Annotated in this window: 19 protein-coding genes; 1 reads left to right on the forward strand and 18 read right to left on the reverse strand. The window is 57.2% G+C overall.

Annotated elements, in window-relative coordinates:
• Positions 1-4: 4 nt before the first annotated feature.
• From ABGB15_RS21635 to ABGB15_RS21655, 5 genes are all read right to left on the reverse strand, one after another.
• Entirely contained in the window at positions 5-1,225 is a 1,221-nt protein-coding gene (locus ABGB15_RS21635) for an amino acid ABC transporter permease (RefSeq protein WP_369064349.1), read from the reverse strand.
• Positions 1,226-1,284: 59 nt separating this feature from the next.
• On the reverse strand, positions 1,285-2,334 hold the full coding sequence (locus tag ABGB15_RS21640) for an amino acid ABC transporter substrate-binding protein (protein ID WP_369064316.1): 1,050 nt from the start codon (positions 2,332-2,334) through the stop codon (positions 1,285-1,287).
• Between the two features lie 126 nt (positions 2,335-2,460).
• Positions 2,461-3,222 (reverse strand): sulfite exporter TauE/SafE family protein, encoded by a 762-nt coding sequence (locus ABGB15_RS21645; RefSeq protein ID WP_369064317.1) that lies wholly within the window; start codon positions 3,220-3,222, stop codon positions 2,461-2,463.
• An 11-nt stretch (positions 3,223-3,233) separates the two neighbouring features.
• Positions 3,234-4,556, reverse strand: coding sequence for an MmgE/PrpD family protein (locus ABGB15_RS21650; RefSeq protein WP_369064318.1), 1,323 nt, complete (start codon positions 4,554-4,556; stop codon positions 3,234-3,236).
• Positions 4,556-5,950 (reverse strand): MmgE/PrpD family protein, encoded by a 1,395-nt coding sequence (locus ABGB15_RS21655; RefSeq protein ID WP_369064319.1) that lies wholly within the window; start codon positions 5,948-5,950, stop codon positions 4,556-4,558. The genes ABGB15_RS21650 and ABGB15_RS21655 overlap by 1 nt, the downstream gene beginning before the upstream one ends.
• 279 nt (positions 5,951-6,229) lie before the next feature.
• Between ABGB15_RS21655 and ABGB15_RS21660 the strand changes: the two genes are divergently transcribed.
• Positions 6,230-6,856 (forward strand): GntR family transcriptional regulator, encoded by a 627-nt coding sequence (locus ABGB15_RS21660; protein WP_369064320.1) that lies wholly within the window; start codon positions 6,230-6,232, stop codon positions 6,854-6,856.
• On the opposite strand, the gene ABGB15_RS21665 is transcribed toward ABGB15_RS21660, so the two are convergent.
• From ABGB15_RS21665 to ABGB15_RS21725, 13 genes are all read right to left on the reverse strand, one after another.
• Complete coding sequence (locus ABGB15_RS21665; protein WP_369064321.1) at positions 6,837-9,200, reverse strand: molybdopterin-dependent oxidoreductase; 2,364 nt, start codon at positions 9,198-9,200, stop codon at positions 6,837-6,839. The two genes, ABGB15_RS21660 and ABGB15_RS21665, sit on opposite strands and share 20 nt — an antisense overlap.
• A 51-nt stretch (positions 9,201-9,251) precedes the next feature.
• Positions 9,252-10,304: a porin gene (locus ABGB15_RS21670; RefSeq protein ID WP_369064322.1), complete on the reverse strand. Its 1,053-nt coding sequence runs from the start codon at positions 10,302-10,304 to the stop codon at positions 9,252-9,254.
• Positions 10,305-10,382: 78 nt separating this feature from the next.
• Positions 10,383-12,038, reverse strand: a complete 1,656-nt coding sequence (locus tag ABGB15_RS21675) for a hydantoinase B/oxoprolinase family protein (RefSeq protein WP_369064323.1) — start codon at positions 12,036-12,038, stop codon at positions 10,383-10,385.
• Entirely contained in the window at positions 12,035-14,131 is a 2,097-nt protein-coding gene (locus ABGB15_RS21680; protein WP_369064324.1) for a hydantoinase/oxoprolinase family protein, read from the reverse strand. The genes ABGB15_RS21675 and ABGB15_RS21680 overlap by 4 nt, the downstream gene beginning before the upstream one ends.
• Before the next feature lie 22 nt (positions 14,132-14,153).
• A complete protein-coding gene (locus tag ABGB15_RS21685) occupies positions 14,154-14,885 on the reverse strand; it encodes an aspartate/glutamate racemase family protein (protein WP_369064325.1) in 732 nt (243 codons plus the stop codon).
• A 2-nt stretch (positions 14,886-14,887) separates the two neighbouring features.
• Positions 14,888-16,516 (reverse strand): ABC transporter substrate-binding protein, encoded by a 1,629-nt coding sequence (locus ABGB15_RS21690; RefSeq protein ID WP_369064326.1) that lies wholly within the window; start codon positions 16,514-16,516, stop codon positions 14,888-14,890.
• A 164-nt stretch (positions 16,517-16,680) separates the two neighbouring features.
• Complete coding sequence (locus ABGB15_RS21695) at positions 16,681-18,033, reverse strand: MmgE/PrpD family protein (protein ID WP_369064327.1); 1,353 nt, start codon at positions 18,031-18,033, stop codon at positions 16,681-16,683.
• 1 nt (position 18,034) lies between these two features.
• Positions 18,035-19,759 carry an ABC transporter ATP-binding protein gene (locus ABGB15_RS21700; protein WP_369064328.1) on the reverse strand — a complete coding sequence of 575 codons (1,725 nt, stop codon included), beginning with the start codon at positions 19,757-19,759 and terminating at the stop codon, positions 18,035-18,037.
• Positions 19,760-19,787: 28 nt separating this feature from the next.
• On the reverse strand, positions 19,788-20,696 hold the full coding sequence (locus tag ABGB15_RS21705; protein ID WP_369064329.1) for an ABC transporter permease: 909 nt from the start codon (positions 20,694-20,696) through the stop codon (positions 19,788-19,790).
• Entirely contained in the window at positions 20,689-21,675 is a 987-nt protein-coding gene (locus ABGB15_RS21710; RefSeq protein ID WP_369064330.1) for an ABC transporter permease, read from the reverse strand. The genes ABGB15_RS21705 and ABGB15_RS21710 overlap by 8 nt, the downstream gene beginning before the upstream one ends.
• Positions 21,676-22,380: 705 nt before the next feature.
• Complete coding sequence (locus ABGB15_RS21715; RefSeq protein ID WP_369064331.1) at positions 22,381-23,169, reverse strand: DsbA family protein; 789 nt, start codon at positions 23,167-23,169, stop codon at positions 22,381-22,383.
• 26 nt (positions 23,170-23,195) lie between these two features.
• On the reverse strand, positions 23,196-23,939 hold the full coding sequence (locus tag ABGB15_RS21720; protein ID WP_369064332.1) for a conjugative transfer relaxase/helicase TraI domain-containing protein: 744 nt from the start codon (positions 23,937-23,939) through the stop codon (positions 23,196-23,198).
• Positions 23,932-24,525, reverse strand: coding sequence for a hypothetical protein (locus ABGB15_RS21725; protein ID WP_369064333.1), 594 nt, complete (start codon positions 24,523-24,525; stop codon positions 23,932-23,934). Before ABGB15_RS21725 ends, ABGB15_RS21720 begins: the two co-directional genes overlap by 8 nt.
• Between the last annotated feature and the right edge of the window lie 68 nt (positions 24,526-24,593).

Here is a 24,593-nt window from a genome sequence, read left to right on the forward strand (position 1 = left end):
CTCCTTAGCGCTCTTTAATGGCGACGTAGCGGTTAAAGATATTCATCAGCAGCGAGGTTGTGCTGCTGATAATCAAATACACCACCATCATAATGGCGATCGCTTCCAGCGCCTGGCCGGTCTGATTCATCAGGGTATTACTGATATTCGCCAGTTCCGGATAGCCCACCACCACGGCAATGGAGCTGTTTTTCGCCAGGCTGACGTACTGGCTGGCCAGCGGCGGCACCATCACCCGCATCGCCTGCGGAACAATAACGTGCCGAATCACATGCCTGGGCGACAGCGACAGCGAACGCGCCGCCTCAAGCTGCCCTTTCGGCACCGACTGGATCCCGGCGCGGACGATTTCCGCGATAAAAGCGGAGGAATAAAGCGCAATGCCCAGCAGCAAGGCGGTGAATTCCGGACTGATGGTAAAGCCGCCGCGAAAGTTAAAGCCCCGCAGTTCCGGGCGGTCAATCGCATGGGGCGCGCCGCCCAGCCACCAGGCCAACAGCGGCAAAGCGATAATAAGCGCCACGCGCAGGCGGGCGACAGGTAGCAGGCGTCCTTGCCGCTCGCGTAGCCGTCGCGCCAGCCTCGACAGGACGATATTTAACGCCAGTGCCGCCAGCAGCGCCCAAAACGCCCACAGCCAGCCGGGGTGCGCCTGCAAAACGGTAAAGGTCAGGCCGCGGTTGGTCAGATAGCCCGCCCCGCCCAGTTCGATCGCCGCGCGCGGCGAGGGCAGATTGCGGATCGCCACCGACCAGAAGATCACCTGTAAAATAACCGGCACGTTGCGCAGCAGCTCGACGTAGCCTTCCGCCAGCTTCACCAGCAGCCAGTTTTTCGAGACGCGTCCAAGACCGGCGATGAATCCTAACAGGGTTGCCAGCACGATGCCGCAGGCGGTGACATACAGGGTGTTGAGTAAGCCGACCAGCACCGCACGCGCATAGGTGTCACGCGGGGTATAGTCGATTAGCGTTTCGCCGATGGCGAACTGGGCGCTTTGCTTCAGAAAGCCGAAGCCGGTGGTGATACGCTGCGTTTGCAGATTTTCCACCACGTTGTTGTAAAGCCATCCACAAAACCACACCAGCAGTACGGCCAGCAGGATCTGGTAACACCAGGCGCGCGTGGTTTTGCTGCCGACGAGCGAGGTGGGACGAAACGCGGCGTCCCGCGTCGGCGCGGCGGGAGATCGTGTGCAGGTGTTTGCTTGTTCTGGTTGTTTCATCATGTCAGGATCGGGCATACAAACCAAAAGAAAGGTCCCTGCTCGCAGGGACGCTCAGATTAGCGGATCGGTAAGCCATACAGGAGGCCGCCGTCGTTCCATAGCTTATTCAGATCGCGATCGAGGGGTTCCATGCTTTGCGGTCCAAAGTGGCGGTTATAAATATCGCCGTAGTTACCGACCTGCTTCACCACGTTATAAGCCCATTTATTATCCAGCCCCAGCTTCTGGCCAAAGTCGCCACTCACGCCCAACAGGGCCTGGACATCCGGATCGGCGGATTTCAGCTGCTCGTCCACGTTCGCCTGGCTGGTCTTCAGCTCCTCGGCGTTGAAGGTGGCATAAACCACCCACTTAACAATATCAAACCACTGGTCGTCGCCTTTGCGCACCGCCATGGCCAGCGGCTCCTTCGAATAGATACCCGGCAGGACCGTATGGTCGTCCGGCTTTTCCGCGTCGAAGTTTTTCACCCCCGGCAGCGCAACCTTGTCGCGGGCGATCGCGTCGCAGCGCCCGGCCAGGTAGGCGGCAACGTACTCTTTGTTATTCTCAATCACTACCGGCGTATAGTGCAGATGACGGGAGGTGAAGATCTGCGCCACGTTTTGCTCGGTGCTGCTGCCGGGCGTAATGCAGACGGTCGCGCCGTCAAGGTCCTCAATCTTCTTTACGCCGCTGTTGGCGCGCACCATAAAGCCGGTGCCGGTATAAAAGTTAGGCGGCGCGAAATTCAGACCCAGCGATACGTCGCGGGTCAGGGTCGCGGTGATATTGCGCGACAGCACATCCACTTCGCCGGACTGAATCGCCGGGAATCGCTGTGCCGTGGAGAGCGGCGTAAAGCGGACTTTTTTCGCATCGCCAAAAACGGCCGCCGCCAGCGCGCGGCAAAAATCCACGTCCAGCCCTACCCAGTTGCCTTTATTATCGATGGAGGAAAAGCCGTGGCGCGCAGGATGCACGCCGCAAATCAGCTCCCCGCGGGCTTTAATTTTCTTCAGCGTTTCGCCGCTGCTGGCGGACGCGTCCGCGCCATATGCCGGGAGGACGAAGCTCCCGGACGCGATCAGCAGAATTGCCGCCGCCGTTTTGATACTTTTGCGCATAATCGCCCCTTTCCCGATGAATTTTTTATAGTGACTAATATTTGCTATCAACTTGTCTGACTATGTTCAGCGCATCCCCAGGCCCCTGGCAAAGAACGAATACGCTGCAACAAATACGAAAATGGTCTAACTCAGCCATCCCTGCACGCCCTGCCATATCAGTTGCGCGCTTAACAGCAGCATCGTTAGCCGGAACACCACGCGAAACAATTTCTCCGGCAGATTATCGAGCAGCCGCGAGCCCAGCCAGGTACCCAGCGCGCCGCTGACGATCATCGCCGTCAGCACCGGCAGCCATGCGGCCCAGGCAAACCCCATCAGGCCGAAGGCCAGAATCTTAAGCCCGTGCTGGAGCACCATGCAGGTCGCGTGCGTGGCGATAAGCGACTGCCTTTTCAGCCCCTGAGAACTGATAAGACCGGCGACCATCGGCCCGGTCGCGCCAACAATCATCGTCCCCAGACTGCTGATCCCGCCGCCGATGACGAAAAATAGCTTATTGAGCGGCTTCGCCTCACCACGCTTGTGAAAGACCGTCCACAGGATGAATAACGCTAACGCGATACGCGCCGCGTCGTCCGGAATCGCGGCCGCCAACGGCGCGCCGAGGGCGATACCGACGGTGCTGCCGAGCAAAAACCACAGCACCAGCGGCCAGACCACGTAAATACGCTGAATGAGCGTACGGCTGAGATTCGATCCCAGCTGCACCATTCCGTGGACCGGCATCAGGCTGGTTACCGGCATTCCCAGCCCCATCACGGCCAGCAGGGCCGTGCCGCCGCCCAGCCCCATCGCGGCCGTCAGCGCCGAAGTCAGAAAGCTGCAAAACACCATCACGCCGGCAAACAACGGAGAAATATCGGCGGGAATTAACTGTAATGTCATGGCCGCTCCGCTCAGCGATAGTCGTCTTGCAGCAGGCGTGCATACAGCCCCCGCGCATCGTCAGGAGACAATACCCGACCTGCGCAATCGAGGAATTTTTGCGCCAGCAGGCCTTCCGGCAGCGGATTCGCTGGACTGGAGCCCCGGGCTCCCGCGATATGTTGATGAAACTGTCTTCCGTCGGTGGCGGTCAGCGTCACGTAGGCGCTGTGGGTCGTCGGCTGGTCATGACAGCTAAGCGTTACTTTGTGCAATAACTCCTGAGTTGCCGGATCGGCAAAACGCGTGTTTTCAATAAAATCGTCCAGCGTCAGGGTGCCCGCGACAAAGGCCCTCGCCACGCAATAATGCAGGCTGAATTTCCCCGCCAGCGGATTCTCCGGCTGCGGAATATTGATATGAGGAAAACGGACCGGATGGACCTGCACCTCTATACGCTCCACCTGCTGCGGGCTGAGTCCCGTCTGCTCGCGCAGCGCCAGCACGCCGTCTACCGGTGACAGGATGGCGTAACAACAGGAAAAATACTTAAAGTTGTTGCTCTTCTCGGTATCAAGAATGTACGGAGTACCGTCCCAGGACTCGGTCAGCGCGGATGGGTCGACGTTGTCACTACCGTTGAAAACGTTGAAATAGCCGTGATGGTGCTCAAACGCCGTCTGTCCGGCGCTGAAGCCTTCGCGCGCCAGCAGGGCCGCCATGACCGCGCTGCGCGCTGCCTGCCCCACCACCAGCGCCTTGGTCTGGCTGCCGAAGTTGGATTTAATGCCGGAAGATAACGATGCGCAAATTGATAGTGCCGTCGCGGTTTGTTCTTCAGTTAATTCCAACAGCACGGCGCAGGCGGCGACACCGGCAAAAATTCCCACGGTAGTCGTCGGATGCCAGCCGTGTCGGTACTGGAACGGGCTGACCGCTTTGCCCATGCGCACGGCGGTCTCATACCCGCAAAGATAAGCGCGCACGATCGCCTCGCCGTTTAGCTCATATTCATCCGCCAGCGCCAGCACGGCGGGCAGCACGGCGACAGAAATATGCCCATGCAGCCAGGAGTTGGAATCATCAAAATCCAGCAGATGGGACGATACGCCGTTCAGCAGCGCGGCATCCAGCACGTTCAGGCGCAAATCGGTGCCAAAAACGCGGCTTTTGCCGGCTGCCGCAGAAGGCGCAATCACATGGCGAAGTTTCTCCGCCCCGTCCTGCACGCCGCCTGCCAGCGTTACGCCGAGCGTATCAATAATGGCGGTTCGCGCCTGCTCGCGCGCTGCCGGTGAAAACGTCTGGCGCGAGAAGCGCAGCAGGTTTGCGGCCATTTGTCGGGCGATGGTCATTAATAGGTATCCTTACTAAAGTCGGCGTTGTCGCCTGCCAGCAGCGCGGTCATCTGCGCCAGCGAGCCGGGACGTTCAAAATGCGCGGCGGCCTGGTAGAGCGCGCTGCTGCGCTCTGCGCCCAGCGCCGGAATCGCCAGAGAGTCGAATTTGGCGCGTAGTTCCTCATCGGTTAACGGGTTTTGCGCGTGGCCGCGATATACCTCGGTCGCGGCGTGAAGCACCTCGCCATCCTCCAGCCAGAGGTCAATAAACGCCGAGCTGGCGGACTGCCCCTCGACAGCCTGCACGTTCATTAGCGGCAACAGCGCACGGGCGGCGGGATCGGCCACCGTTTGCGGCGTAAAATCCGTATCGGTAAGCGCGTACCCGCTGAGGGCCAGCGCAATGCAGTGCGGAATGCTGAATTTGCTCTCCAGCGGAGTTTGCGGATTGAGGATACCGGCGTTCACCATTCCCATCGGGTGCACCTTTGCCTCGATGCGGACGATCTTCCGACCTTTAAGCCGCGGATAAAGCTGACGTGCGGTCTCGATGGAGGCATGCGTTCCGCGGCAGCTGGCATACAGCTTGTAGCCATTAGTCAGCAGTTCCCAGCTTTCACCGAAATCGAGCGGCGGGATCTCCGCGCTGCCGTCCTGAATAAAGTTTTTCACCCAGCCGTCGGCTTCATAGAAATGGTGCGCGCCGACAAAACCTTCGGAAGCCAGCTGCGCGGCAAGAATACCATCCATTGCCGCCTTACCCGCATGGAAAGGCTTACCGTGAGTACCGGAGGATTTTTGTAGGCCGCCCATCATGGTCGCCGCCGCGCCGAGCGCGTTTTGTATTTGCTCTTCGTTGAGTCCGAGAATTGATGACGCGACCGCCGTCGCCCCGGCCCGCCCGACGATCGAGGTCGGATGAAAGCCGCGGCGTTGTAGATTCCGCCCGACGCCCGGCACCCAGCCGCCGCCCAGCTTCGCCATCACTTCAAATCCGGCGATAAACGCCTTCAGCACACGTTCCTCGCTGACCGGATGCGCCTGCGCCATCGCCAGCGCGGTCGACCAGCACGGGCCGCCAGGATGACCCGCACCGGCGGGATGAGTATCGTCGTAATCCGCCGCGTGCGCCATCGTGGCGTTAATCAGCGCCGCCAGCCCCGGCGTCGTCGTTCCGCCAAGCAGAATGCGTGCTTCGCCTGTCGCGTTCCAGACGCGTACGACCTGCCGTACCGCACGTACAGCGTCGTCATTCACCGCCCCGAGCGCCACGCCGAGGTAATCAATCAGTGCGCGTTTCGCTTCATGCAGAACCGCGTCCGGGATGTGGTTCTCGTGTGCGTGATGAATAAAATGACTGAGCTGCCCCCCTCGAACATAAGGGGCTATTGCGGCGTCTGGTATCATCATTGTGGTTTTCCTGATGCTGATTACTAAATAAGTCTTACAAAACAATACAATGATTAATTGAATCCATTTGTATACAATAAATGACAATCTAAACATATCAGTGACAGCGTGCAGTACAAAAGACGTTTTTTAACTAAGCTAAGAACAAAATGAACGATAAAACATTATTTACTGTGGCAATATGACATTATTATCAATTGCACTCACCCCCGGCTGCCAGGCCTCAAAAATCGGAAATAACCTTTATAAATTATGAACTTAAAAACTGATAAGCGTAATATGACTATCTCACCTTTTGAGATACTGATTACCGCTATCGAACACGGAGAACTCCTGCCCGGAGAACGATTGCAGGAAACGAGGCTGGCAGCGCAATTTGGCCTGAGCAGAACCCCTATTCGTGAAGCATTGCACCGGCTGGAAACGCTCGGTCTGGCGGAGCCTGGACCGAAACGCGGCCTGATTGTCGCTAATATCAGCTATGATCGCCTGCGTCAGCTTTTTGCCGTGCGTGAAGGACTGGAAAAAATTGCGATGCAGCTTGCGGTATCCGCTGCGTCCGATGAAGAAATTGCGCTTTTGCAAAGAATGGTCGACACGGAAAAAACGCTGACCGACAGTAAAATGCTGCACGATCACAACCGCCAGTTTCATCGGCAGATCTATCGTTCCACCCATAACCCCTATCTTAATGAAATGCTCGATAACCTGCGCATCCACCTCTCTCTGCTACGCGGCACAACCTATGCGCTTTCCGACCGGGCGGAAGAGGCAAAATGCGAGCATCAGGCAATGGTGGACGCCCTAGTCCGCCGTGACGCGGAGGCCGCGCAGGAGGCCGCCTGTCAGCATATTCGCAACGGCTATCGTGCCCGACTGACCATTATCAGCCAGATGGATAATTAAAACGCGCCCGTAATGTTGCGGGCGATAAATCAGACTTCTGGCGGGGGGCGCTCGCCGCGCTCAGCCGTGGAGGAATAAACGCCTTAACCGTCGGCAGGACACCTTCGAATTTCACCATTTCTACCGTGGCGATCTGCCCGGTACATCCCTGCGCCAGATATGAAGTTCCTTTGTCGAGAGTCACAACATTGGGGTTGCCGTGGACGCAAAAAGGCACGGCAGCCAGTGGCTCCATCGGGTCAAACCAGGCACCTGTCGGCACCTGAATCACGCCTGGCATGATATCTTCAGTGACTTTCGCACAGGCCAGCAGCGCCCCGCGCTGATTAAAAATCTTCACGATATCCCCCGTACGTATCGATCTTTTCGCAGCGTCCTGAGGGTGTATTTGGCACACTTCCCGATCTTTTTGCTTATTCCTGGCGCTCCACTGTCCAAAATCAAGCTGGCTGTGCAGCCGCGTGGCGGGCTGGTTCGCGATAAGCCACAGAGAGTGATGCCGATCGGGTTGCTGCGTCGGCGGCAGCCACGCCGGGTGCCCTGGACAATTCGCATAACCGAAACGCGCTATGGTGCGGGAAAAAAGTTCGATTTTCCCGCTGGGCGTGGGCAGCGGCGCGCCGGTCGGGTCGGCCCGAAAACTGCGCATCAGCCGGTCGCCATCCTGAATCTGCGGCAACAGTATCGTTCCTGTCTGCCAGAAGGAGTCGAAGTCAGGCACGTTAATGCCGTGCCCACGCAGTTTTTCCTGCATTTGGCCGTAAAGATGACGCAGCCATTGCTGGCTGCTACGGCCTTCAGTAAAGGCGCGTTCTGTGCCAAAACGTCGCGCCAGCGCCGTAAAAATCGTATAGTCATCCCGCGCCTCGCCCTGAGGCGCTCTTACTTTCTGCATCGCCACCAGCAGAGGATCGGTCGGCGTGCCGCCGATGTCGTCACGCTCAAGGGTCATCGTGGCAGGCAGAACAATATCGGCATGACGCGCCGTAGTGGTCCAGAACGGTTCATGGACGATAAGCGTATCCAGCCGGCCGAAGGCGCGACGCAACCTGCCGAGATCCTGATGGTGATGGAACGGGTTGCCGCCGGCCCACCATGCCAGTTTAATGTCCGGATAGGTCAGGTGCTGACCGTTAAAATCAAAGCCTTCACCTGGATGAAGCAGCATGTCCGCAATCCTGGCCACCGGAATAAAAGTCTTAACCTGATTAACGCCCTGAGGAAGCGCCGGGAAGGCGACCACGTTATGATGTTTACCGTAATGCCCAATCGCCCCCAGCGCATAGGCGTACCCGCCGCCGGGTAATCCAGGCTGGCCTAATACTGCCGCCAGCGCCAGCCCCAGCCATACCGGCTGCTCGCCATGCTCCGCACGCTGTAAGGAGTGCGAGACCGTCACCAGCACCCGCTTCTCGGCAAGTTCACGGGCCAGCGAGGCAATCTCGTCTTCCGGGATCCGGCAAATCTCCGCGGCCCAGCGCGGCGTTTTTGCCTGGCCGTCGGCGTTGCCCAGGACATAGGCTTCGAATAGCGGCCAGCCCTCGCAGTAACGTTCGAGAAACGCCCGGTCGGCATTTCCGCTGACGACAATCTCGTGGATCAGCGCCAGCATCAGCGCCGCATCGCTGCCGGGGGCGACCTTCCACCATTCGGCGCGGGCCTCTGACGGCATATCCGTGCGCAGCGGGCTGAAATTAATAAATCGTGATCCCCTTGCGGCAGCCTGACGCATAAACTCTCGCTCGGTATGACGGCTGATGCCGCCGCTGGCCACCTGCGAATTTTTCAGCGCCATGCCGCCAAAAGAGAGAATGATATCGCTATGCGCGGCAATATCGTCCCAACTGACGCCGCGACGCGCCACCTCATTTAACTCACCGATAATATGCGGCAGGATCACTGCCGCCGCCCCGGAACTGTAGCTGTTGACCGAGCGCACGTAGCCGCCGATAGTCGTGTTCAGAAAGCGATGCACCTGGCTTTGGGCGTGATGAAAGCGCCCGGCGCTCGACCAGCCATAGGAGCCGCCAAAAACCGCGTCTGGCCCGTACTGGCGATTGACCCGGGCCAGTTCATCGGCGGCAAGGTCGAGGACCTGCTCCCATTCCATCTCAATATATTCATCCGCGCCCCGGCGATCGTCAGGGCCCGGACCGTTCTCAAGCCAGCCGCGTCGTACAGCGGGCTTCAAAATTCGCACCGGGTGGTCGGCAGAATCAGTAAAATTACCTAATAGCGGACTGGGGTCCGGATCGTCATCCCAGGCTTTCACGTTTAACCCGTGCTTCTCCTCAGAGACGCGAAAAACACCCCAGTGCGAGCTATGTATTTTTTCATTGTTCATGCCGCCACCCTTTTATTAACGCCTGCGTTATGTCAGTTGATGACAGTGTTATCAGAACTGGTACGTTAACCCGACACCAAACTTGTCATCGCTATTCACCCCCAGCGGATTATCATCGTCCAGCAGGTTGATTTTATAATCGGCATAGGCCAGCATGTTTTTATTAATGAAATATGAGAGAGCGATATCAACATATTTAACGATATCCGCCTTCCCTACCCCTTCAATATCTTCTCCGCGCGACTGGAAATAGCCTGCGAACGGTTTTATGCCGGAAGAAAACAGATATGAGGCAACCGCTTCAAAACTGTTGGCTTCGTTGGCATAGCCAGAGGAGCTGATTTTGTTCAGGTTATGGCTGTTGGAATACAACGCCGCAAGATATAAACCTTTGTCGTCATATTTAATCCCGGTGGCCCAAATTTCGGCGCGGTCGCCATCACCCCATTTCAGCTGTTGCTGGGCTGAGGTTCTTTTCGACGCGCTGTACGTACCGAGAACGGTAAGATTATCGACCAGTTCATAACTCAGCGAGAAACCGTAGCCATCGCCGTTAGTGGCGGTAGCCGACCGATCTGAGTTGCGCCCCTGAAACTGCGTCGTCACGTCCAGTCCATCAACGGCACCGAACAGGTCGCTGTTACGCCAGGTCAGTAAGCCGGTAGAACGCCCGGTCATAAAGTTATCGGCGGTGCTGTAGGTCAGCTCGTCGAAGATCGGCGCTTTATCGGTGATCGACGCCACATCATAAGTCACGCCCCAGTTACGTCCGTAATCGATGGAGCCAAAGCGGCTAAACTTCAGACCGGCAAAGGCCAGACGCGTTTTATTGCCGTCCTGCGCATCATTGCCCTCGGAGTTATTGGCCTGGAAATTATATTCCCACTGGCCGAATCCGGTCAGATTGTCGTTAATTTGGGTCTGGCCTTTAAATCCCAACCGGACATAAGATGCGTCGCCATCAACGCTGTCACTATCGCTGAAATAATGTCTGGCCCTGACACTGCCATACAGATCCAGTTTATTTTTGTCCTTATTAAAGATTTCCGCCGCGTGGGCAGAGGAGGCGCTGACAAATAACGCCATAAGAATTATTTTTTTCATTAATTTCCCCAGAGTTTAGGTCACAAAGTTACCGTCCCATTCATTCGAATGAGACAGTCTACTAACAACGTTAATAAGTTATTTCAGGCGCTGCGCGTCAATGCCATAAACGTCGATTGCCTGTTCCTGACTAATATATCCCGCTTCAACATCGGCAAGAATATCGTCCTCTGCACGCTGCTGCGGTTTCCCCCAACCGCCACCGCCGGGCATTTCCAGCACCAGCCGATCCTCAAAGGGGATCTCCTGGATGCCTTTGGCGTTCAGCGGCTTACCCGATGCCAGGTAAAGTCGTCCCGTGCGCCCCGGCAACCCACCTTCACTACCACGCGCGGGATGGATGACCCGATCAAAGCGGGCGTAGAGCGCCAGCGGCACCGGAAAACGATTACCGATAACCATTTTTTGCCCCAACCCACCGCGGTACTGCCCCGCGCCGCCGGAATCCTGAAGAAGAGATTTTTCCCACACCACGATACTGGTCATGGCTTCGGTGATCTCCACCGGCACATTCTTCACCCCGGAGGGAAACGGCGTGGCGGAAAGCCCGTCACTCTGCGGCCTCGCGCCCGCGCCGCCGCTGTGAAAACTGGTGGTCATATACGCCTTTCCCCATTCTGAGTCGGGCGCTGCCAGCCGCACGTTCCACAGACTACCAGTGCTTTCTGCCGGAGTTTTATCGGCGAGGATCTGGCGCAGGCAGCCGAAAATCAGATCCGGCAGAAACATGCCGACCAGAGAACGCGCCACCACCGGGCGCGGCCAGTGGGCATTCGCGATGCAGTCCTCCGGCGCACGCAGCGTAATGCAACCCAGCGTCGCCGCGTTGTTGGGCAGCCCAGGCGCAATCAGGCTTTTTACGCCAAACGCCGCGTAGGCTTCGGTGTAGCACAGCGGACAGTTGATGCCGTAGCGCGACGGCCCGGAGGTGCCTTCCATATCAATATGGATGCCGCTGTCGTCTATGGTGACGGCGGCCACCAGATCGATCGGCTGTTCATAGCCGTCGACGCGCATACTGTTGCGCCACGTGCCGTGCGGCAGCTCGCCGATGGCCGCCATCATCGCCCGCTGGCTGAAGGCCAGAATGCGCGCGCCGATATCGGAAAAATCGTCCAGCGCGTACTCATCCATGACTTTTTGCAGGCGGCGGTTACCCACGTCATTACAGGCCATCAGGGCAAAAATATCGCCCTCGACCTGCACCGGCTCCCTGACGTTGGCGCGAACAATTTGCAGCAGGCTTTCGTTTACCACACCGCCCTCGGCCAGCTTCATAATGGGAATAAACAGCCCTTCGCCGAACACCTGGCGCGATTCTGGTGATGGTCCGTTGCCGCCAATATCCACAACGTGCGTGGTACAGGCAAACAGTGCTACGGCGCGTCCGTGGCGAAAGACCGGTGTGACCACTGAAATATCGGACAGGTGCCCCGTTGCTTTCCACGGATCGTTAGTGATGAGCACGTCGCCCGGTGCCAGGGTGTCCAGCGGATAAGCGGCCAGAAAGTGTTTCACCGAACGGGCCATCGAATTCACATGTCCGGGCGTGCCGGTCACCGCCTGGGCCAGCATCTCGCCCTCACGGGAGAATACGCCCGCGGAAACATCGCCCGCTTCCCGGGTCGAGGTGCTGAAACCGGCGCGGATCAGACTTCTCGCCTGCTCCTCTACCGCCGCGATAAGGCGGCTCCAGATGACCTGTAGCTGAATATCGGAGATAGCAGCGCTCATTTTTCCTCCCGGTTGGCTTGCAAAATAAGATGTTGCTGACGGCTGAGGGTGACGCTGAACCCCTGCGGTACGACGGTGTTCGTTTCGCTCTCTGCGATAATCGCCGGGCCCAGCAGTTGTGCGCCGATGCGTAAATCTTCGCGCGGATAAACCCCTGCCTGCTGTGCCGACAGCGTGGCCAGGTCGACGAGCGTCTGCTCGCGCTGTGGCGCGGGTGTATACGCCTCGCGGTTCGTTGCTGCGGGCACCTGTGTCGCGTCGGTTTCATGGCTCAGTCTTAAGCCCCACGTCAGACACTCAATCTGCATGCCGGGAATAATGCGGTGAAAATGGCGGGCGTACTCCTCTTCGAAGCGGGTTATAAGCCAGGCGGCGTCGTGTTCTTCATAGCGCGTTTTCCCGCTCAGGCGCACCGGGATTTCATGCCCCTGCCCGCGGTAGCGCATATAAACGGTATGTTCCTGATGCAGCGCCGCCTCATCCTGCGGGCTGACCGCTAGCGTGGCCTTCGCCTGCTGGTACAGCTGGCCGAAAATGGCATTAACCTGTTCTGCATCAAACGCCTTTAGCGCCAGAAGCTGCGTTTTCACCACTTCGCAGGCCAGCGGAGCCAGTAAAAAGCCGTGCGCCGAGCCGACGCCCGCCCCTTTGGGAATAATCACCCGATCGATGCCGAGCTTTTGCGCGACGCGCGCCGCATGCATCGGTGCCGCGCCGCCAAAGGCAATGAGCGTCCGGCCTTCAATGGTTAAGCCCCGGTCGGTCGCATGAACCCGTGCGGCGTTGGTCATATTCTCATCAACCACTTCGACCATCGCCATCGCCGCCTGCTGTCCGTCGCGGTCGGTTTCATCGCTGAGATGCGTCTGTAAAGCGCGAACGGCATTGTCTCGCGACAGGGCGATTTTGCCGCCAGCAAAGCGCGAGACGTCGATTTTGCCCAGCAGCAGGTCGGCATCGGTAATCGCCGGCAATTCGCCGCCGCGACCGTAGCAGGCGGGCCCCGGCTCTGAGCCGCTGCTTTCGGGACCAACGTCGATAAGCCCAAGCGCGTTACGCTTCGCCAGCGAGCCGCCGCCAGCGCCGATTTCGACCATATCCACCACCGGAATACGCAGCGGCATGCCGCTGCCTTTCAGAAAGCGATACGCCCGCGCCACCTCAAGCTCGCGGCCGTATTGCGGCACGCCGTCATCAATAAACACCACTTTCGCCGTGGTGCCGCCCATATCAAAGGCAATGGCTTCGGCGATCCCCGCTTCGCGGGCAATATGCGCGGCGAACACCGCCCCGCCCGCCGGGCCTGACTCCACCAGCAGTACCGGAAAACGGCAGGCCTGCTCAAGCGAGGTCAGACCGCCATTCGACATCATCAGTAACGTCTGACCGGCAATGCCGCGCTGACGCAGCCCCTGATCGAGTCGTTGCAGGTAGCGGGCAATGGTCGGTTGCACGTAGGCGTTAGCGCAGGCGGTAGAGAGACGCTCGTATTCGCGGATCTCCGGACAAACCTCATGCGACAGGGTGATCGAAAGACCCGGGCGCGCCCGGCGAAGAAATTCCGCGGCCTGCCGTTCGTGCTCACCGTTGACATAGCTGTGCAGAAAACCTATCGCCACCGAGGTGATCCCCTGAGCATCCAGTTGCGGCAGCAGCGCTTCCAGCGAGTGCGGGTCCAGTGGCGTCAGCACGCTACCGTCGGCGGCCAGCCGCTCAACAACCTCAAAGCGCAGCGCGCGCGGCACCAGCGGCTCCGGGCGTTTCATATACAGATCGGAAACGTCAAACCGGTGTTCGTGGGCGATTTCCAGCGTGTCGCGAAACCCCCGGGTGGTGATCAAAGCCGTTTTCGCCCCTTTGCGCTCAATAAGCGCATTGGTGGCAAGCGTGGTGCCATGCACGACAGCGCTTACTTCCGCCGCCGTCGCCGTCTCATTGAGCAAATTATCAATGCCCTGCAATACCGCCTCTTCCGGCGCGCCATGGGTCGTCAGACGTTTGGCAGACACCAGCGTGCCGTCGGCGTGCTGCAATACAATATCGGTGAATGTGCCGCCGATATCGACAGCAATTCGGGTTCCTCTTTGCGACATAACCTGTTTCCGTATAGTTAGCTCATTCATTCACTGACAGCAGATGGCCCGCCGCTCTGCGGGACTTCACATCAAGCGCCTGCAAAAGCGCCCACAGCGATGCCTGATTAGAGGTCACCACAGGCACGTCCAGCGTCGCTTCCAGCGCCGGAATAATCTCCAGCGTCAGCAGGTTGGTGCAGCTGATAAACAGCGCATCGGCCCGACCGATGGCTCCGGCATATTTGCTGGCGAGCGCCACAATGTCATCGCTATCGACAGCCGCGATGGGATACGCCGACGAACAGTTGAACGACTGATAGCCCGAGGTCTCTATGCCGTACCGGCGCAAAAACGCCACCTCGGCGAGATTAATTTCGTCCGGGTAGGGAGTGATCATAAAAATTCGCTTCGCCCCCAGCGCGCGCAATGCTCTGATGACGGCATGGGCGGTGGTCACGGCGGGCACGCTGAGGGTCGCGGTAATTTGCCGCTCAATCGCTTCCGGCGCATCGGGCTGGCCAACAAAACTGCCGCTGGTACAGCCAAACAGAGCCACCTTCAGCGGCAGACGATCCATCTGGTCGAGCGCCGGAGCGATATTTTGCTGCATCGCTTCCAGCGCTGAGGCAGAAAGCGTTGTACCGCCCGGACGCCACACGCGCGCGACGTTCAACGTAATGGTCTCCGGCAACCAGCGCGGCAGTTCATACTCCAGCGCCATATTGCCTGCCGGTACCAGTAGCCCGGCGCGGATCAGATCCCGGTGCTTCATGTTTACGCTCCTGCGCTGCCAGCCACGCCGATCTCCATGGCAATGGTTTGCTCATCGCTGCGTCCCGGATAGCTCAGCGGTTTGCGCAGTCCCCAGACGTTGATGGGATGATAAAGCGGCAGCAGAGCCACATCCGCGATGGCAAGTTCAATGGCCGAGGCAAAAAGCGCTTCGCGTTTGGCATCATCAAGGGTCACCAGCCCCTGTTCGATAATCTCATCCACCTTTTTGTTGCTGTAGAAAGAGCGGTTACTGGAGCCGTAGCCTTTCTCTTTGTCGATAGAGTGCAGCAGCGAGCGCAGCGGCGAGGAAGACTCGCCGGTGGCACTACCGTAACCGACGAGGAAGAAGCTGAATTCGCTGCCCTGCGCGTCGCCGGTAACCCGCTTGTAAAACACGCTACTGGGCATGGTCTCCACCTCGGTTTTGATGCCGACCCGCGTCAGCATCTGCGCCACAGCCTGAGCAACGGCGCTGTCACGGATAAACCTATCGTTTGGCGAATGCAGCGTAATGCGAAAGCCTTCCGGATACCCTGCGGCTTTAAGCAGCGCCCTGGCCTTTTCCGCATCCGCGGTGACGGGTTTGATCGCGTTGCTGTGGCCGAAAATGCCTTCCGGCACCAGTTGATCGGCCACTTCCGCGGCATCGGTGAGAATATGTTTGACGATCAGTCGCGTATCGATAGCCAGCTGAAACGCCTGGCGGACCCGCAAATCCAGCAGCGGGTTATCAATCGGCTTGCCCGCATTGTCGCGAATAAACGGTGAACGTTTACGCCCGTGATCGAAGCTGAGAAAAATAGCCCGGTTGGTCACGCTGCGGGTTAAATTAATCGTGCCGTTGGTTTTCAGACGGGCGATATCGGTGGGCGCGACTTTTTCGATGACGCTGACATCCCCGGAGAGTAGCGCCGCCACGCGCGCGCCATCTGCGCTAATCGGACGAATAGTGATGTCCTTCCACTGCGGCTTTTCACCCCAGTAGTCATCATTGCGGGTCAGCACAATCCGGTTACCGGGAATATAATTGACCAGCTTGTAAGGGCCGGTGCCGATGACGGCTTTGCCGCTGTTATAGTCGGCAGTGGTTGCGTCGCCGCTACTGCGGCTAATAATTGCTACTGTCGCCAGCTCATTAGGGACAATCGGATTCGGTGCCAGGGTTTTTATTCTTAATACTGTGTCGCTGACTTTAATGACGGTTTTGTCATGTAAATAAGTTCGTAGTGCAAAAGGCGAGCCAACAATATGGCTGGCGCGATCGAAAGAGAAAATAACATCATCGACGGTCAACGGCGCGCCATTATGAAACTTCACGTTCGGCTGTAATTCGAACTCCCAGGTCGTGTCATCAATGACCCTCCATGATTTTGCCAGCCCCGGTTGCGGGCGCTGTTTATTATCCGATCTTACCAGCCGATCGAATAAATAGGTGGTCAGCGCTGCATTAGCGCTGACAATATGCCAGTGGGGATCGAGTGACGACGGTTCGTTACTGAACCCCAGCACCAGGCTGTCTACCGGCTGAGCGGCCCAGCCCGTCACTGGCCAGGTGACAGCAACGGGAATAAACGACGCCGCCGCCAGCGCGCCGGTACGGAAGAGAAATTGTCTTCTGTTAATACTCATGACTGTCTCCTGGTGGTTTATTTTAAGTAAATTGTATTTATTGATTTCATTTAATCAGAAAAATAAAAATTCCCTTCCCGTACCGGTTACAGCCTAAATCATCAGGCTGAAATATTTTAATAATCAATATCGCTATAAATATGTTTAATATTGATTAGTCGTTATTATTTACGACACGGCAACAGCCGATAAATATCTAACTCATCGATAAAGGATAACTGCTCTATATTTTGTAAAGACGTCCACAGCGTATGGGTATTTTCTGTTACGCCTCCCCAGTGCAGACAATCAATAAATTTCTCACGCAGTTGCTCTGCGCTTAATGGCAGTCGTGTATCGCCCGTGGCATAACGCACTGGCGGGCTGAAAAGCGTGTCCCCCTGACGAAAAATAATCTCAATCCGATCCTGTGGTGCAAAGCCTTCGCGCTCAGGATCGCCTTCTGCAATGGCAATACGTTCGCAACAGGCCATCAGTCGCCTAACCTCCGCACGCGCTCGCTTTTCATCCTGTAAGGAACGCAGCGTCAGTTCGCCATCGATGAGCGCGCTTGCCGCCACAAACTCCAGGCTGAAGCCGCTCTGGGTGCGGTCCATCGGCTCACGAAAACGCAAGATATCGCTGTGACGCTGGCTGGTCATCAGGCGGATGCGTACGATATCCGCACGGCGCGCCGCCGTCTGCGAATAAAGCTGGCGGGCAGCATCCACGATCCGGTGAGCGGCATAGCACACCGGATAATATTTAATCGCCGCGGGCTGGCGCGCCAGTAGCCAGTCTTCTTGTCGTAATGCCAGCGCCGTCGTTCTGTCGGCGGGATGATGCGGCGACCAGGTCGTCAGCCAGCCGTTTTCCTGCTCCAGGATAGCGTCATTGCCGGTGATGCCCTGGAGCGCCAGCAACGCGGCAAACAGACCAGCTTTGGCGGCGAAGCCAATATGCAACGCCTTAACTGGCGTGCCGAAATTCGCCATCAGTCCCGCACTTTGCGACGCCGCAATCGCCAGCGCGTGCCGGGCCTTAACCGCATCAAGTTCAAGCGCCGAGGCGCAGGCCGCCGCCGCCGCTATAGGTCCGGTTAACCCGCTGGGATGCCAGCCCGCCGCGTGCGCCAGCACAAGATGCCGCCGCCGTAATTCGCCCCACGCTTCATAGCCGATAGCATAAGCAACCAGTAGCGCGCGCCCGGACAGAGGAAAGCGCCTCGCCAGTGCCAGCAGAGCCGGGATCAGCACGGCGGCCGGGTGCCCGCCCAGCGCGACGTTGTCATAATCCAGCACGTGCGCCGCCGTGCCCGCCTGTAGCGCGAAGGCAAGAATATCCGGCGACGCGGTGTCCGCCAGCAGGCGCTGCGTTTGCGCCAGCCTGATGACGGTATCCTCACTTCTGCCCGCCAGCATCACCGCCAGCGTATCGATCAGGTCACGTCGGGCATAATGCAATGCATCATCGCCGATCGGTATCTGGCGGGCGGAAGCAATCACATCGCCCAGTTCGCGGGTCAGCATCATGGTCATATCAGCGATTCACCACGACCTGATGCTCCACCGCAATTTGCCGGTAGACTAACGGAGGAACGGCGGCATTTACCGCCATGACGGCATGCGCTATCTCGCTATTATCCAGTTCAGGTGCCCTGCTGCGTCGGGACGGATCGGCGACGGGAACCGCGCTGAGTAAACGGCGGGTATAAGGGTGCTGCGCCCGCTGAAAAATATCCTCGTTACGCCCCGTTTCAACAATGACGCCGCGTTGCATAACGGCGACACGGTGGCTGAACTGCCTGACCACCGACATATCATGGGAAATAAACAGAAAGGCAGTGCCAAGCTTATGCTGTAGCTCGCTCAGCAACTGCATGACCTGCATTTTCACTAATGCATCCAGGGCAGAGACCGATTCGTCAGCAATAATCACCTCCGGCTCCAGTATCAGCGCCCGGGCGATGCAAATACGCTGGCGCTGACCGCCGGAAAATTCATTGGGATACCGCGTCGCCATGTCCGGCGTAAGCCCGACCAGATGTAGCAACTCGGCCACCCTTTCACGCGCCTGACGCTGATCGCCGAGCCGGTGATAAATCCACGGTTCGGCAATCGCCTCGCCGACAGTCATGCGGGCATTCAGGCTGGACCACGGGTCCTGGAAGATCATCTGCACGCGGCGCGCAAGATCGGTTCGTAACGGCAGGCCTGGCGCAACGATAGGTTCGCCATTGAGGAGGACGCGGCCAGCCTGCGGTGCGACGAGCCCCACCAGCGCGCGTCCCAGCGTGGATTTGCCGCTGCCCGACTCGCCCACCAGCGCCAGCGTTTCACCGCGCCTGAGCTGTAAGGAGATTTGTTCAACGGCATGCACGCGCTGCTTCACCCGTCCCAGCAGGCCGCCGCGGAGGTTAAAACGGCAGGACAGTCCTTCAATTTCCAGCAGCGGTTCTGCGGTGGCGGGTGCAGTGGGGGGACTCGCGTCATGACGGACAGCCGCCAGCAACCGCGCCGTATAGGGATGCTGCGGCTGGGCAAACAGCGCGGCGGTGGAATTTGTTTCTTTTACTTCCCCCGCCTGCATCACGAGGGTTCTGTCGGCCATTTCCGCCGCCACGCCCATATCGTGAGTGATAAACAGCACGGCCATTCCCTCTTCACGCTGCAATAGCTTAAGCAGCGCCATAATTTGCGCCTGGATGGTGACATCCAGCGCAGTCGTGGGCTCGTCGGCAATCAGCACTTTCGGGCGTCCGGCCAACGCCAGCGCAATCATCACCCGCTGACGCATTCCGCCGGAGAGCTGATGCGGATAGTCATCCATCCGCTTTTCCGCAGCCGAAAGCCGGACTTTCTTCAGCAGGCCGATGGCTTCCTGCAGCGCCTGACGGCGGCTCAGTTGCTGGTGCTGAATCAGATGTTCCGTAAGCTGATAGCCAATCGTGAAAACCGGGTTCAGACAATCTTCCTGAAAAACGATACTGATATCGCCGCCGCGCACCGCGCGCATCTGTTTTTCGCTCAGCGGCAACAGTGCCTGCCCGTTCAGCAATACTCTGCCGGTAATGCGGGTGTTATGCGCCGGTAAGATACGCATGATCGCCGCCGCCGTAACGCTTTTTCCCGATCCCGACTCGCCGACCAGCGCCAGCGTTTGCCCGGCGTCAAGCGTGAAGGAAATATGCCGGACGACAGACCGCCACTCGCCGTCGGACTGAATATCCACGCTCAGATTTTCGACTTCAAGAACTGGCCTCATACTGCCTCTCCCCGCCGGGTTAAACTGTTTATCGTGTCCATGGATTGAGCACGTCCCGCAGGCGATCCCCTGCCATATTAATCGCGACGATGGTCACCATCAGCGCAATGCCAGGGTAAAAGCAGATCCAGTATTCACCCGATAACATATATTGATATCCGTTAGCGATAAGCATGCCGAGACTCGGCTCCGTCACCGGCACGCCTAACCCCAGAAAAGAGAGCGTCGCTTCCAGTGCAATTGCTCGCGCGACCTGTACGGTTGAAATGACAATCAGCGGCGGCATACACTGCGGCAGCAAATGGCGAAACAGAATGCGGTGTAAGGGCAAGCCAAGGCAGACCACGGCTTCGATATAGCCTTTCTGACTTTCAACAAGCGCGGTGCTGCGCGTAGCCCGGGCGTAGGTCGCCCACTCCACGATGACCAGCGCCAGCACCACATTGCCGATGCCTTTGCCCAGGAAAGCCAACAACATTAAGGCTACCAGGATAGCCGGAAAGGAGAGCTGCAAATCCACCAGCCGCATAATGAGCGCATCGGTTTTACCGCCGCGGTAGGCGGCCAGCAGACCCAGGGACCCGCCAATAATGGCGGCGCAAAAAACTGAAACAAAACCAACACCGAGCGAAATACGTAATCCGTACAGTATCGCCGATAACATATCCCGCCCCTGATCGTCGCTACCCATCCAGAACAGGATACCGGTGCTGCTCTGCGCACCCGGCGCCAGTTGTCCGTCAATAATGCTGAGTTGCTGAAGATCGTAAGGATTTTGCGGGGCCAGCAGCGGCGCGGCAAAGGCGACGATAATAATCAGCCCTACCAGCAGCGCGGCGAATAGCGCGCTTTTTGAACGGGCGTAAAGCCGCAGAAATTGCCGTAAGCCCAGGCTGCGCTGCGGCGTTGACGGTATCACCATATTTGCCTCAGCCATGCGCCTTTTCTCCTGCATTTAACCTGATCCGCGGATTAAGCAGAGATGAAAGAATATCCACGACGAGATTGATGACGACAATAAGGGTGACGATGATCATCAGATATGCGACGATAACCGGCCGGTCGAGCATATTAATACTGTCGATAATCAGTTTTCCCATGCCGGGCCAGGCAAATATTGTCTCGGTGACAACCGAAAAAGAGATAATCGAACCAAATTCCATTCCCACCACAGTAATCAGGGGGATCACGATATTTTTTAATAAGTGAACAAACGTCATTCTTAAGCCAGATAAACCACGCGCTTTAGCCAGCCGCATATAATTCGCCGACATCTCCTCCCGCACACCCGCGCGGGTAAGACGCAATAAGAGCGAAGTTTTAAATAAAGCCAAATTAATGGCCGGGAGTAATAAATGGCGTAATCCATCGCTGGTAAGGAAAGACCACTGAACGCCCAAAAAGGTGTGCATCTCGCCGCGCCCGCCGCTGGGCAGCCATCCCAGACTGACCGAGAAAAACATAATCAGCAGTAAACCCACCCAGAATGTCGGCAGGGAAAAGCCCAGAATACTGCCCGCCATAATGGTTTTTGACAGCCAGCTATCAGGCTTTAGCCCCGCAAAGAGGCCGAGCGGCAACGCGATAATAATAGCCAGCAGGGTCGCGCTGACCGACAGCTCCAGCGTGGCCGGGAAGCGTTGCAGGATCAGCGTCAGCGCAGGCTGATTAAAGACGTAGCTGCGCCCCAAATCACCGTGCAGCAGACCCTGTAAAAAAAGCCCGTACTGTTGCCACAGCGGAAGATTCAGTCCAAGTTCGGCAATCAGCTGTTGACGATCCCGTTCGGTGGCATCGGGAGACAATAAAATATCGACCGGACTACCAATAACGTGCAGGGCGAAAAAGACCAGCGTCGCCATTAACCAAACAACCAGGCATGCCTGCAACAGGCGTTTGATTATCAGACTCAACATAAGGAATACGGCTCCGACTCATAAAATAGCGGCTTCACAGGAAGCAGAATACTGCGTCGACTGAAGCCTTTTGTCAGCGATGAAAAAGGAACCGAAAAAGAATACCAATGTATACAATAATGTTGAAATGCAAAAAACGGCAAAAGAAAGTATTATTTTGGAAATACAACAACTATAAGTGCCAAGCTTAGCCAGTGATGCAAACTTCTTAGGGTCTGTACATTACTTGATTGATAATGCTTACACCATACACATAATGAGAAGAGTAAAAAGAGAAGAATAAGATCGTTTGAATCATCAGAACGATAACTGGAGATACTAACCACCCCGTTAATATATCCAGCCATATCATTCACAGATTCTTAACTTATTATTTTCTTTCAATTTTGCCAATCGTTTCTTTGAAAGCCAACATCCACCTTTACTTGCAAGAGATTGATCTTGTTTTAAAGTTTTAGAGAACACTACATGAATTGCTTCACCAATATTAACACCCGCCAATAATAATATGCCGGGTGCAATGCACGCGCTATGTGATATATCAGATGTTGCAGTTTATAAGATTCTTAAAAATTTAAAGCTCAGGGTGCGGCAGCGCATTATGGTATTCTGTTCAGCACTGGCTGCTCAAAGCGTGTCGTCAGGAGAATAAACGCGTGAAACCTGAAAGACAGCCACTGGCGGGAGGTTGCTTTCAGTAGTAATTTAATCCGACGGCATGGCTTTATGAATGGCGGACTGCAGTTTCTCTGCGGTCACCGCTTCAGGGAACACTGTGACAGTGGCTGGCGTTGCTCCTGTGACCGGCATAACGACGATCCCCGGCGTTCCGGTCAGTCCCAGCGCTTCCGCCAGATTGCTGTTTTTCTCCAGTAACGCCGTGTTGTCTGTTTGCTCAGTCGTACCTGCTCCGGCCTTTACTGCCGCTGCCCGGATATCGGCCGCTGTCAGTTTTCCCTCAACGTGACCGGTGGCGTAAATCGCGTTATGGTAGGTCAGATAAGCCTCCGGACCTTTCTGTTTCCAGACAGACAGTCCCTGCTGTGCGGCCTGCAGTGATGCATCCCACCGGCCACCAAAGATAGGCCATTCCTTAAAGATGTAACGGACATCTGGCTGTGCTTTCATGACTTTTTCCAGCTCCGGCGCGAACCGGCTGCAGAACACGCACTGATAATCAAAGAACTCGATCACCGCCACTCTGGCATCATCAGGCCCTGATGCAGGCGTATCTTTGTCGTTCAGTAACCGGGCCTGATTTTCCATGACGCTGAGTGCAAATTTTGCCAGCTGACGCTGTTGCTGCTGCGCCAGCAGCTTCTGACTGACCGTGACCAGTACCTCCGGATGTGCCACCAGGTAATCTGCAGCAATTTCGCCAATTCGTGCCTCCTGCTCCGGGCTGAATAACGGCTGAGGGGCCGATGCGTGGGCAGTAAAAATAAAACTTGTGTATGTTGTAACTAAAATCATGGCTAACTGACGTAATTTCATGGGTGTATTCTCATAAGTAATGGGGATTAGCGTTCTTTCTGAATGGTTCGGTTGAGGGTCTGCTCATCGTGTTCCGGCATACGTCCGCGCTCTGCCTGTTCCGCTGCCCGGACCAGATCCCGCTCACTGTTTGCCAGGTCCGCAATAACACGCGAGGCGCGCTCCTGTTCTCCGGAAGACTTATCAGGCTGAGTAACTTCACTTCGCACACGCTCCGCAGCCGCCTGTTCCCTTTCCTCGCGGTTTTCACTTTCACGTACACTGGCAAGAACCCCGGCATCCGGGTTGAGGGGGGCAGTTTTCACCGGATCGATTTCATCCGGTCGCAGTTTCACCCTGTCCTCCTGCGGCGGTTCAATAAGCGTCGTTTCCTCCGGCTTACTGCGTCCGGCCTCTTCCTGTCGGACCTGTTCAGCACGTGCCAGCTCATCCTGCAGGGGCTGAACCGTAAGCCCGTCACTGAGCGTGGCCATGATACGCTGGGCCTCATCCTGCCTCACGCCGCCACTGACTTTAAGCAACCAGGATGAGGGCGGTTCCTCACCGGTCTGCCACACCACACCGTCTTTTGGATTATTCCGGACAGCATCAAGCGCAGCCGCCAGTTCGCTGACCACAATGGTATTTCCTGTCTGGCTCCGCTGTAACACGGCACCACGCGCGCGTTCCGTCATCACCATCCGCGTGTCCCCCTGCGTCATCCGTCCTTCCGGGCCGGACACCAGAGAGACCAGCGCCAGACCGGCGCTCTTTCCGTTGTTGTCATACACCGGCAGCGCAAGTGCCGGCTCCGGAAAACGCCGGGTTAATGGTAACGCGACCGCTCTCACCCTTCAGACGGATACTCCCCGTCTCGCTGACCGTTTCCACTGTATAGCGCTGGTTGGCCATCTGCCCCTGCTCGCGGTCAGTCGCCGTGAACTTCAGCAAATCACCGGCGCGGACTTCCCTTTCGCTGCGGCGGAACAGCTGCACGTCGCCGGTGATGAGTTCCTTCGGGGAATACAGGCCAATCTTCCCCTCCTCATCACGTACCGTCACCGTACTGCCGTTACGGTCAACGACAAGCACGTCCTGGTAGCGGTCGCCGCGTTTAACCACCATCCCCGGCTGCCATGCCTCTGTTTTGTTGAACTCATGCCGGGTGTGGGTGATTTTATCGAGCACAGGCACCGTAATGGCTTTCTCCCCCAGTTCTCCCCGCGCAGCCAGCGCGGCATGAATGCCGGCATTCACCGCCCGGCGGTCGGCGTGCAGCTGGGTGATAATGAGAGTACGTGACCGCGCCTCCGGCGTGCGGCCCGTCCAGTCAGCCACGATGTCATCCACCGGCGTTTCTGTTTCCTGAACCGACATCCTTTTTGAGCCGGATATATGGCAGATGAAAGAGTACAGTGTTTGTGCAATCATCTGTGTCGAAAACA

Source organism: Enterobacter sp. MALB-1, assembly GCF_041021625.1.
GTDB lineage: Bacteria > Pseudomonadota > Gammaproteobacteria > Enterobacterales > Enterobacteriaceae > Enterobacter > Enterobacter oligotrophicus.

Bases quoted from the DNA above. Each gene is read 5' to 3' on its own strand.
- ABGB15_RS21635 (WP_369064349.1), bottom strand. From the start codon at position 1,225: ATGAAACAACCAGAACAAGCAAACACCTGCACACGATCTCCCGCCGCG.
- ABGB15_RS21640 (WP_369064316.1), bottom strand. From the start codon at position 2,334: ATGCGCAAAAGTATCAAAACGGCGGCGGCAATTCTGCTGATCGCGTCC.
- ABGB15_RS21645 (WP_369064317.1), bottom strand. From the start codon at position 3,222: ATGACATTACAGTTAATTCCCGCCGATATTTCTCCGTTGTTTGCCGGC.
- ABGB15_RS21650 (WP_369064318.1), bottom strand. From the start codon at position 4,556: ATGACCATCGCCCGACAAATGGCCGCAAACCTGCTGCGCTTCTCGCGC.
- ABGB15_RS21655 (WP_369064319.1), bottom strand. From the start codon at position 5,950: ATGATGATACCAGACGCCGCAATAGCCCCTTATGTTCGAGGGGGGCAG.
- ABGB15_RS21660 (WP_369064320.1), top strand. From the start codon at position 6,230: ATGACTATCTCACCTTTTGAGATACTGATTACCGCTATCGAACACGGA.
- ABGB15_RS21665 (WP_369064321.1), bottom strand. From the start codon at position 9,200: ATGAACAATGAAAAAATACATAGCTCGCACTGGGGTGTTTTTCGCGTC.
- ABGB15_RS21670 (WP_369064322.1), bottom strand. From the start codon at position 10,304: ATGAAAAAAATAATTCTTATGGCGTTATTTGTCAGCGCCTCCTCTGCC.
- ABGB15_RS21675 (WP_369064323.1), bottom strand. From the start codon at position 12,038: ATGAGCGCTGCTATCTCCGATATTCAGCTACAGGTCATCTGGAGCCGC.
- ABGB15_RS21680 (WP_369064324.1), bottom strand. From the start codon at position 14,131: ATGTCGCAAAGAGGAACCCGAATTGCTGTCGATATCGGCGGCACATTC.
- ABGB15_RS21685 (WP_369064325.1), bottom strand. From the start codon at position 14,885: ATGAAGCACCGGGATCTGATCCGCGCCGGGCTACTGGTACCGGCAGGC.
- ABGB15_RS21690 (WP_369064326.1), bottom strand. From the start codon at position 16,516: ATGAGTATTAACAGAAGACAATTTCTCTTCCGTACCGGCGCGCTGGCG.
- ABGB15_RS21695 (WP_369064327.1), bottom strand. From the start codon at position 18,033: ATGACCATGATGCTGACCCGCGAACTGGGCGATGTGATTGCTTCCGCC.
- ABGB15_RS21700 (WP_369064328.1), bottom strand. From the start codon at position 19,759: ATGAGGCCAGTTCTTGAAGTCGAAAATCTGAGCGTGGATATTCAGTCC.
- ABGB15_RS21705 (WP_369064329.1), bottom strand. From the start codon at position 20,696: ATGGCTGAGGCAAATATGGTGATACCGTCAACGCCGCAGCGCAGCCTG.
- ABGB15_RS21710 (WP_369064330.1), bottom strand. From the start codon at position 21,675: ATGTTGAGTCTGATAATCAAACGCCTGTTGCAGGCATGCCTGGTTGTT.
- ABGB15_RS21715 (WP_369064331.1), bottom strand. From the start codon at position 23,169: ATGAAATTACGTCAGTTAGCCATGATTTTAGTTACAACATACACAAGT.
- ABGB15_RS21725 (WP_369064333.1), bottom strand. From the start codon at position 24,525: ATGTCGGTTCAGGAAACAGAAACGCCGGTGGATGACATCGTGGCTGAC.